Annotated in this window: 7 protein-coding genes; all 7 read left to right on the top strand. The window is 39.8% G+C overall.

The window, feature by feature from the left end; translation table 11 throughout:
- The first annotated feature begins 481 nt into the window (after positions 1-481).
- A complete protein-coding gene (locus tag CHI06_RS21670) occupies positions 482-943 on the top strand; it encodes a CtsR family transcriptional regulator (RefSeq protein WP_095250652.1) in 462 nt (153 codons plus the stop codon).
- A gap of 30 nt (positions 944-973) precedes the next feature.
- Complete coding sequence (locus CHI06_RS21665) at positions 974-1,522, top strand: UvrB/UvrC motif-containing protein (protein ID WP_095250651.1); 549 nt, start codon at positions 974-976, stop codon at positions 1,520-1,522.
- A 1-nt stretch (position 1,523) separates the two neighbouring features.
- On the top strand, positions 1,524-2,597 hold the full coding sequence (locus tag CHI06_RS21660; protein WP_095250650.1) for a protein arginine kinase: 1,074 nt from the start codon (positions 1,524-1,526) through the stop codon (positions 2,595-2,597).
- A gap of 13 nt (positions 2,598-2,610) precedes the next feature.
- On the top strand, positions 2,611-5,052 hold the full coding sequence (gene clpC / locus CHI06_RS21655; protein ID WP_095250649.1) for an ATP-dependent protease ATP-binding subunit ClpC: 2,442 nt from the start codon (positions 2,611-2,613) through the stop codon (positions 5,050-5,052).
- Positions 5,053-5,142: 90 nt separating this feature from the next.
- Entirely contained in the window at positions 5,143-6,525 is a 1,383-nt protein-coding gene (radA, locus tag CHI06_RS21650) for a DNA repair protein RadA (protein ID WP_095250648.1), read from the top strand.
- Between the two features lie 3 nt (positions 6,526-6,528).
- Positions 6,529-7,602: a DNA integrity scanning diadenylate cyclase DisA gene (gene disA / locus CHI06_RS21645; protein ID WP_095250647.1), complete on the top strand. Its 1,074-nt coding sequence runs from the start codon at positions 6,529-6,531 to the stop codon at positions 7,600-7,602.
- A 184-nt stretch (positions 7,603-7,786) separates the two neighbouring features.
- Positions 7,787-8,876: PIN/TRAM domain-containing protein (locus CHI06_RS21640; RefSeq protein ID WP_142300996.1), on the top strand; the 1,090-nt coding region annotated here is incomplete at its 3' end.

The raw sequence follows: 8,876 nt of genomic DNA, 5'->3' as shown, positions 1-8,876 counted from the left end.
TTAATAGGGTTGTGCTTTTTGTATTGTCCGAAAGGACAATAATCTCACTGCGGTGGTACTTTTAAAGAAAACGGTAACGAATATTTCATTTTCAACCTTTGGGTAATTCTCCAAAGTGAATCCCTTGAAGCGGCCTTTTTTATAAAAAGAGGAATCAAAACCACTCGTTGATTCCTTCATCAAAGGATTTTTGGTACACAAGGTAACCAAAACCCAGTTTTGATTCCCTCTCCCCGGACTTTTCCATAACTAAGGTAACCAAAACATCATTTTGATTCCCTCCGCACAAACTTTCTAGCACTCAGGGTAACCAAAGCCCCTATTTAGGTACTATCCAACCCAACTAATTTCCTAAAAACAAATTTAACAGGTTTCACACCTGCGAAATATGGAGAAAATCATTAGTAGCATGTTGTTTGCAACTACATAAAATTTTCAGTATAATTAAAGTCAAATATAGTCAAAGTCAGGGGGTGCGAAGATGAGAAACATCTCCGATATTATTGAAAGGTATTTGAAGCAAGTGTTAGAAATGAGTGAGCAGGAGCATGTTGAAATAAAGCGAAGTGAAATAGCTGACAAATTTCAATGTGTCCCATCACAAATCAATTACGTCATTAATACGCGCTTTACCATTGAACGAGGATATATCGTAGAAAGTAAACGTGGAGGAGGCGGGTACATCCGAATCATGAAGGTTCAGTCCCATGATTTAGTTGACCTAATTGATCATTTGCTGTCACTCTTTGATAATCGTATTGCACAATCTACGGCAGAAGATGTTATCTATAGACTTGTACATGAGGAGATAATCACAAAACGAGAAGCAAAAATAATGCTTAGTGTTATTGATCGTTCTGTCCTTTATATTGATCTTCCATTCCGAGATGAATTAAGAGCAAGAATGTTGAAAGCGATGTTAACATCATTGAAATATAAATAATATATACCAGCTAGAGAGGTGAAATGAAAGATGATTTGCCAGGAATGTAATCAAAGACCTGCTGCACTCCATTTTACAAAGATCATCAACGGTGAAAAAACCGAAGTAAATCTTTGTGAAAAATGTGCCCAAGAAAAGGGCGAGATGTTCATGTTTACAGGAGGATCCGGCTTTACCTTTAATAACCTATTAGCAGGTTTATTAAATATCGATTCGACTGTTCAAAAGCAAAATCAAAATACCTTTCATCAGGAAGAAGTTCTTCAGTGTAGTGGTTGTTCGATGACGTTTCCACAATTTATTAAAGTGGGGCGTTTCGGATGTGCACATTGCTATGAAACCTTTAAGGAACAGCTGCCGCCGGTCTTAAAGCGGCTTCATAGTGGTAATTGGTCCCATAGCGGTAAAATACCAAAGAGAATCGGTGGAGGTATTCACCTTAAAAAGCAAGTCGAAAATCTTAAAAGTGAATTAAAAGAGTTAATTCAACAAGAGGAATTTGAAAAGGCTGCTCAGATTCGGGATGAAATTCGTACACTCGAAAAAGGCTTACCAGGCAGCAGTAAGGGAGGGGAATAACGTGTCGCTTGAACGCTTTATCAATCAAGCAGTCAGCTCGTGGATGAGCGAGGAGGGACCTGATTCAGATATTGTCCTTAGTTCCCGAATCCGTTTAGCCCGAAACTTTGAAAACTTTAAATTTCCAACATTATTTTCACACGAAGAAGCAAAGTCCATTATTAAAAAAATGGAAGATATACTGCAAGAATCAAATTTCACAAAGTTTGGACAAATGGAACTACTAAAAATTGATGAAATACAGCCTCTTCAAAAAAGGGTTTTAGTAGAAAAGCATTTGGTTAGCCCTAATTTAGCAGAAGATTCACCATATGGAGCCGTTCTATTAACCGAAAACGAAGAAGTTAGTATTATGATAAATGAAGAGGACCACATCCGTATTCAATGTTTGTTTCCTGGACTTCAGCTAACGGAGGCGTTGGAGGCAGCGAATGAGGTAGATGATTGGCTTGAAAGCCACATTCACTTTGGGTTCGATGAAAAACACGGTTATCTAACAAGCTGCCCCACAAATGTGGGTACGGGTCTTCGGGCATCTGTCATGATGCATTTGCCGGGCCTAATCTTGACCCAGCAAATCAATCGTATCATTCCAGCTATTAACCAACTGGGATTAGTTGTTAGAGGAATCTATGGCGAGGGGAGTGAAGCGCTCGGAAATATATTTCAAATCTCCAATCAAATTACTCTAGGAAAATCTGAAGAAGATATCTGTCGTGACCTTAAAGGTGTAGTAAGTCAGTTAATTTCACAAGAAAGGTCCGCTCGTGAAGCATTACGCAAAACTTCGAACATACAATTAGAAGACAGAGTGTTTCGATCTTATGGTGTATTATCCAATTGCAGGATTATTGAAACAAAAGAGGCTGCAAAATGCCTATCTGATGTTCGCCTAGGAATTGATATGGGTTATATTGATCATTTGCCTAAGAATATATTAAATGAATTAATGATATTAACACAGCCTGGTTTCCTGCAGCAGTATGCGGGCGGGCATTTAAGAGCAAATGAAAGAGATATAAGACGAGCAGCTTTAATTCGAGAGCGACTAAAAATGGAGCAAGATAAAAGGTGAGGAGGAATGGAATATGATGTTCGGCCGTTTTACTGAAAGAGCTCAGAAGGTATTAGCTTTAGCACAAGAGGAAGCAATCAGACTTGGACACAACAATATTGGGACTGAGCATATCCTACTAGGTTTAGTCCGTGAGGGAGAAGGCATTGCTGCCAAAGCACTTTATGGGCTTGGATTAGGTGCAGAAAAAATCCAAAAGGAAGTAGAATCGTTAATCGGGAAAGGGCAGGAAGCTTCCCAAACGATTCACTATACCCCAAGGGCAAAAAAGGTAATCGAATTATCAATGGATGAAGCACGAAAATTAGGACATTCCTATGTTGGAACTGAGCATATCCTGCTCGGCCTAATTCGTGAAGGAGAAGGTGTTGCTGCAAGAGTTCTAAATAATCTTGGAGTAAGCTTAAATAAAGCACGTCAACAGGTATTGCAATTACTAGGCAGTAATGAGTCAGGCGGGCACCAGGGAGGGGCTTCTGTAAGTGCGAATACTCCAACCCTTGACAGCCTTGCTAGAGATCTGACTGCAATTGCTAGAGAAGGAAGTTTAGATCCGGTTATTGGAAGAAGCAAGGAAATCCAGCGGGTTATAGAGGTATTAAGCCGCCGTACAAAAAACAACCCAGTATTAATTGGTGAACCAGGTGTAGGTAAAACAGCGATTGCTGAAGGTCTTGCACAGCAAATTGTGAATAATGAAGTTCCAGAAATACTCCGTGATAAGCGGGTTATGACTTTAGATATGGGAACAGTAGTAGCTGGTACTAAATATCGTGGTGAATTTGAAGATCGTTTAAAAAAGGTAATGGATGAAATCCGCCAAGCGGGTAATATCATTCTCTTTATTGATGAGTTACACACATTAATTGGAGCAGGGGGAGCAGAAGGCGCTATTGACGCTTCAAACATCTTAAAACCATCCCTTGCCCGTGGAGAGTTACAATGTATCGGTGCAACCACTCTTGATGAATATCGAAAATATATTGAAAAAGATGCTGCGTTAGAACGACGCTTCCAGCCAATCCGTGTAGATGAACCAACGGCTGAAGAGTCCGTCCGGATATTAGAAGGTCTTCGTGATCGTTATGAAGCCCATCACCGCGTTTCCATTACAGACGAGGCAATTGAAGCAGCTGTAAAGTTGTCTGATCGCTATATTTCTGACCGTTTCCTTCCAGATAAAGCGATTGACTTAATTGATGAAGCAGGTTCAAAGGTTCGCTTACGTTCTTATACGACGCCTCCAAATTTAAAAGAGTTAGAAGTGAAGCTTGAAGAGGTCCGTAAAGAAAAGGATGCGGCAGTTCAGAGCCAAGAGTTTGAGAAGGCTGCCTCTCTAAGAGATACAGAACAGCGTCTTCGTGAGCAGCTAGAAGAGACTAAGAAAACGTGGAAAGAAAAGCAAGGAAAAGAAAATAGTGAGGTTACCGTTGAGGATATTGCAAGTGTGGTTTCAAGCTGGACGGGAATTCCTGTCTCGAAGCTTGCTCAAACAGAAACGACAAAATTGCTTAATTTAGAAGAACTCTTACATTCCCGTGTAATTGGGCAGGAGGAAGCGGTTAAGGCTGTGTCAAAAGCAGTACGCCGGGCAAGAGCAGGCTTAAAGGATCCAAAACGTCCAATTGGCTCTTTTGTTTTCCTTGGTCCTACTGGTGTAGGGAAAACCGAATTAGCTAGGGCGCTTGCTGAGGCGATGTTTGGTGATGAGGATGCTATGATTCGCATCGATATGTCTGAATATATGGAGAAGCATTCTACTTCTCGTTTGGTTGGATCTCCTCCAGGATATGTTGGATATGAAGAAGGCGGCCAACTAACTGAAAAGGTAAGAAGAAAGCCATACTCTGTAATTCTGCTTGATGAAATTGAAAAGGCACATCCTGATGTGTTTAATATATTATTGCAAGTCCTTGAAGATGGCCGCTTGACGGATTCTAAAGGCAGAACTGTCGATTTCCGTAATACAGTGCTCATTTTGACTTCAAACGTGGGAGCAGAAGCATTAAAACGTAACAAGTATGTTGGCTTTAATATTCAAGATGGAGAACAGAATTATAAGGATATGAAGGGCAAGGTCATGGAAGAATTGAAAAAAGCCTTCCGTCCAGAATTCTTAAACCGTATTGATGAAATTATTGTCTTCCATGCATTAGAGAGAAAGCATTTAGAAGAAATTGTTACACTGTTGTCTGATCAACTGGTAAAACGTCTAAAAGAGCAGCATATTTCTCTAGAATTAACGGATGCCGCAAAGGGTAAAATCTCTATAGAGGGCTACGATCCAGAGTACGGTGCACGTCCATTACGCAGGGCTATTCAAAAGCATATTGAAGACCGTCTCTCTGAAGAGCTGTTAAGAGGTACAGTATTAACAGGTCAGCATGTTATAATTGATGTTGATAATGGTGAATTCTTAGTTAAAACGGCTGAAAAAACGCCTCTAGCTAAATAAACCGATTTTTTTCAGAACAACTAAAAGAGGTACACGATACTAGTTTGACCGTGTACCTCTTTTTGTATTTATAGTCAGGAGTAGATAGATATGGCAAAGCGAAAGACGAAGTTTATGTGTCAGGACTGTGGGTATGAATCTCCGAAGTGGATGGGAAAATGTCCAGGCTGCGGAGCATGGAACAAAATGGTGGAGGAAGTTGAGGTAACTGGCGGGAATCGTAGAGGAGCCTTCGCTCATTCTCAAGGTGGGTCTACACTATTATCTAAACCGACACCTATTACAGCTATTGAAACATTGACTGAACCGAGGATTCTTACTGATATGAATGAGCTAAATCGTGTGTTAGGCGGCGGAGTGGTAAAGGGATCGCTGGTATTAATCGGTGGAGATCCTGGTATTGGAAAATCAACGCTGTTGTTACAGGTATCATCACAGCTTGCGAATAAAGGGAATCAGGTCTTATACATATCCGGTGAGGAATCTTTGAGGCAGACGAAGCTTCGTGCTGAAAGACTTGGGATAAAATCTGAGAATCTCCTCGTCTATTCGGAGACCAATTTGGAAGAAATCAATCGAACCATCGAAGAGACTAATCCAAGCTTTGTTATAATTGATTCAATTCAAACTGTTTTTCATCCGGAAGTAACCTCTGCGCCTGGGAGTGTTTCACAGGTTCGCGAGTGTACCTCTGAATTAATGAGAATAGGGAAAACAAAGGGTATCGCAATTTTTATTGTTGGTCATGTAACAAAAGAAGGTTCTATTGCAGGACCAAGGCTGCTTGAGCATATGGTAGATACCGTACTCTACTTTGAAGGAGAAAGGCACCATACCTACCGGATTCTACGGGCAGTAAAGAATCGTTTTGGATCAACCAATGAAATGGGTATTTTTGAAATGAAAGAATTTGGACTTGATGAAGTGGCAAATCCTTCAGAAATTTTCCTCGAAGAGAGATCGCAAGGTGCTGCTGGATCAACGGTGGTCGCCTCAATGGAAGGCACCCGTCCAGTACTTGTAGAAATCCAAGCTCTAATTTCTCCGACAAGCTTTGGAAATCCAAGGAGAATGGCAACAGGGATTGATCATAATCGAGTTCCTTTATTAATGGCAGTCTTAGAAAAGAGAATGGGGTTATTACTTCAAAATCAAGATGCCTATCTTAAGGTGGCAGGGGGAGTCAAGCTGGATGAACCAGCCATTGATTTAGCGATTGCCGTAAGTATTGCTTCAAGCTTCCGTGACAAACCAACAAGAGCAACGGATTGTATTATTGGCGAGGTGGGATTAACGGGAGAAGTAAGACGTGTCTCTAGAATTGAACAGCGAGTGCAGGAAGCCGCGAAGCTGGGTTTTGAACGGGTTATACTGCCTGCCAATAATTTAAGCGGCTGGCAAGGTCCGAAAGGTGTAGAACTCATCGGCGTGTCCACTGTAGCTGAAGCTTTAAAAGCAGCGTTGGGAGTGTAATACATGGATAATAGAAAGCTGGGTGAACAAACCGTAAGTGAAGTTTTACAATTTCTTGCACCTGGTACACCAATTCGTGAAGGAATTGATAATGTATTAAGGGCGAATACAGGCGGGCTTATTGTTGTTGGTTACAATGATAAGGTCAAAAGTATTGTAGATGGCGGTTTTCAAATAAATTGCCCATTTTCGCCAAGTTACCTTTATGAGTTAGCAAAAATGGACGGTGCAATCATCCTTAATGAACTAGGTAATACTATACTTATTGCGAATGCCCAACTGGTTCCGGACTCTGAAATTACTGCTTCGGAAACAGGGATGCGGCATCGAACTGCTGAAAGAGTGGCTAGGCAGACGAAGGCACTTGTTATAGCTATTTCTCAAAGGAGAAACGTGATAACCCTATATCAAGGGAATTTTCGTTATGCGCTTAAAGATATATCTGTGATCTTAACGAAGGCGAATCAGGCCATTCAAATGCTCGAAAAGTATAAAGAAGTACTTGGGCGGAGTATTGCCAGTTTAAGTATCCTAGAGTTTGAAGAATCTGTTACCTTTAATGATTTTCTTCTGGTCCTTCACCGATTTGAAATGGTTCTTAAAATTAAAAATGAACTTATAACCTACTTAAATGAATTAGGTACAGAGGGCAGGCTTATTCGCCTGCAGATGAATGAAATTTTGACAGATTTAGAAGAAGAGACATCTAATATCATCAAGGATTATTCGTTTGATCGCAATGTCAAGGCGAGGGAAGTCCTCAAACGAATGCAGGTTTTAACGAGCAATGGGGCATTAGAGGATATCGCCATCTTGAAATTAATGGGTTATCAAGGTTATACACCCCTAGATGAAAATAAACAACCAAGAGGTTATCGGATACTTAATAAAATCCCCCGCCTGCCTATTGTTATCATTGAAAATATCATTACAAGCTTTGGCGGGTTTTCAAAAATTATTTCAGCCACTGTTGAAGAATTAGATGATGTGGAGGGAATTGGCGAAATCCGTGCAAAAAAAATTAAAGAAGGCTTAAAATTAATCAAAGAGCGATTATATACGGAACGTCAAATATAGAGTTTATATAGATAAACAGCATATTTACAATTGATTGACAGAGATTTTTCCCAGTGCTACCCTATGAATAAAAATATATAAAGTTTATTTTCAGGTTTTAAAACTTACCGTTTGCTAAAAATAATCAATAAACAAAGGTTTCATTTTTGGGAATATGTTTATAATGAGTAGAGGAGGTGAAGGAATGTTAAAACGTATTGTGCAAGCATGTTTTCTCATTACCGGAGGTACGCTTGGAATATTATTGATCCCGCAATTACTAAAATTAATAAAATTTGATGACATTCCAATAATCAGTAACTCATATGCAACGGCTATTATAGGTGCAATTATTTTCTATCTTATTACTTTTTGGGCAGTAGATTATGTACTGGAGTTTATTAAATGGGCGGAAGATTCACTGGTGAAAATCCCTGTAACAGATGTGATTTTTGGCAGTATAGGATTAATTTTTGGTTTATTAGTTGCCTTTTTAATTGGTTTTGCTCTAAATGCCGTTCAAGTACCTATTCTTAATGCTGTCGCTCCTATTTTGCTGACATTATTATTTGGATACCTAGGATTTCAGGTTGGATTTAAGAAAAGGGATGAGTTATTAAATCTCTTTGGCAGCCGCGGGAAGAAGAAGTCCGGTGAAGAGGATGCGGAAAAGTCTGAGGGACAATCACTAAAGATCCTCGATACGAGTGTAATTATTGATGGCCGCGTAGCAGATATTTGCCAAACAGGATTTTTAGAAGGAACGATTGTCATTCCTCGCTTTGTACTAGAGGAATTACAGCATATTGCTGATTCATCTGATGTGTTAAAGCGAAACCGCGGGAGACGGGGCTTGGATATTTTAAATCGAATTCAAAAGGAACTTGCGATTAAAGTAGAAATTTATGAAGGCGATTTTGATGAAATTCAAGAAGTCGACAGCAAGCTGGTGAAACTAGCTAAAATCACGAATGGCATGCTTGTTACGAATGACTTTAATCTTAATAAAGTATGTGAATTACAGAACGTTTCTGTATTAAATATTAATGATTTAGCCAATGCAGTTAAACCAGTGGTATTGCCTGGTGAGGAGTTAGCCGTACAGGTGATTAAGGATGGTAAGGAATATCACCAAGGTGTAGCCTATCTTGATGATGGAACGATGATTGTAGTGGAAGAGGGCAGAGAATATATCGGAAAGAGAATAGATGTTCTGGTTACGAGTGTTCTTCAGACATCAGCAGGAAGAATGATATTTGCAAAACCAAAGTTACTGGAAAAAAGCGCACTAGGTT

The sequence above is a fragment of the Bacillus sp. 7884-1 genome (assembly GCF_002272245.1).
Classification (GTDB): domain Bacteria; phylum Bacillota; class Bacilli; order Bacillales; family Cytobacillaceae; genus Neobacillus.
The sequence above is the reverse complement of the archived record's forward strand: the minus strand, read 5'-3'. Positions and strand labels throughout refer to the sequence as shown.

Coding starts and splice junctions, on each gene's coding strand:
- CHI06_RS21665 (WP_095250651.1), top strand. CDS start 974: ATGATTTGCCAGGAATGTAATCAAAGACCTGCTGCACTCCATTTTACA.
- radA (WP_095250648.1), top strand. CDS start 5,143: ATGGCAAAGCGAAAGACGAAGTTTATGTGTCAGGACTGTGGGTATGAA.
- CHI06_RS21670 (WP_095250652.1), top strand. CDS start 482: ATGAGAAACATCTCCGATATTATTGAAAGGTATTTGAAGCAAGTGTTA.
- clpC (WP_095250649.1), top strand. CDS start 2,611: ATGATGTTCGGCCGTTTTACTGAAAGAGCTCAGAAGGTATTAGCTTTA.
- disA (WP_095250647.1), top strand. CDS start 6,529: ATGGATAATAGAAAGCTGGGTGAACAAACCGTAAGTGAAGTTTTACAA.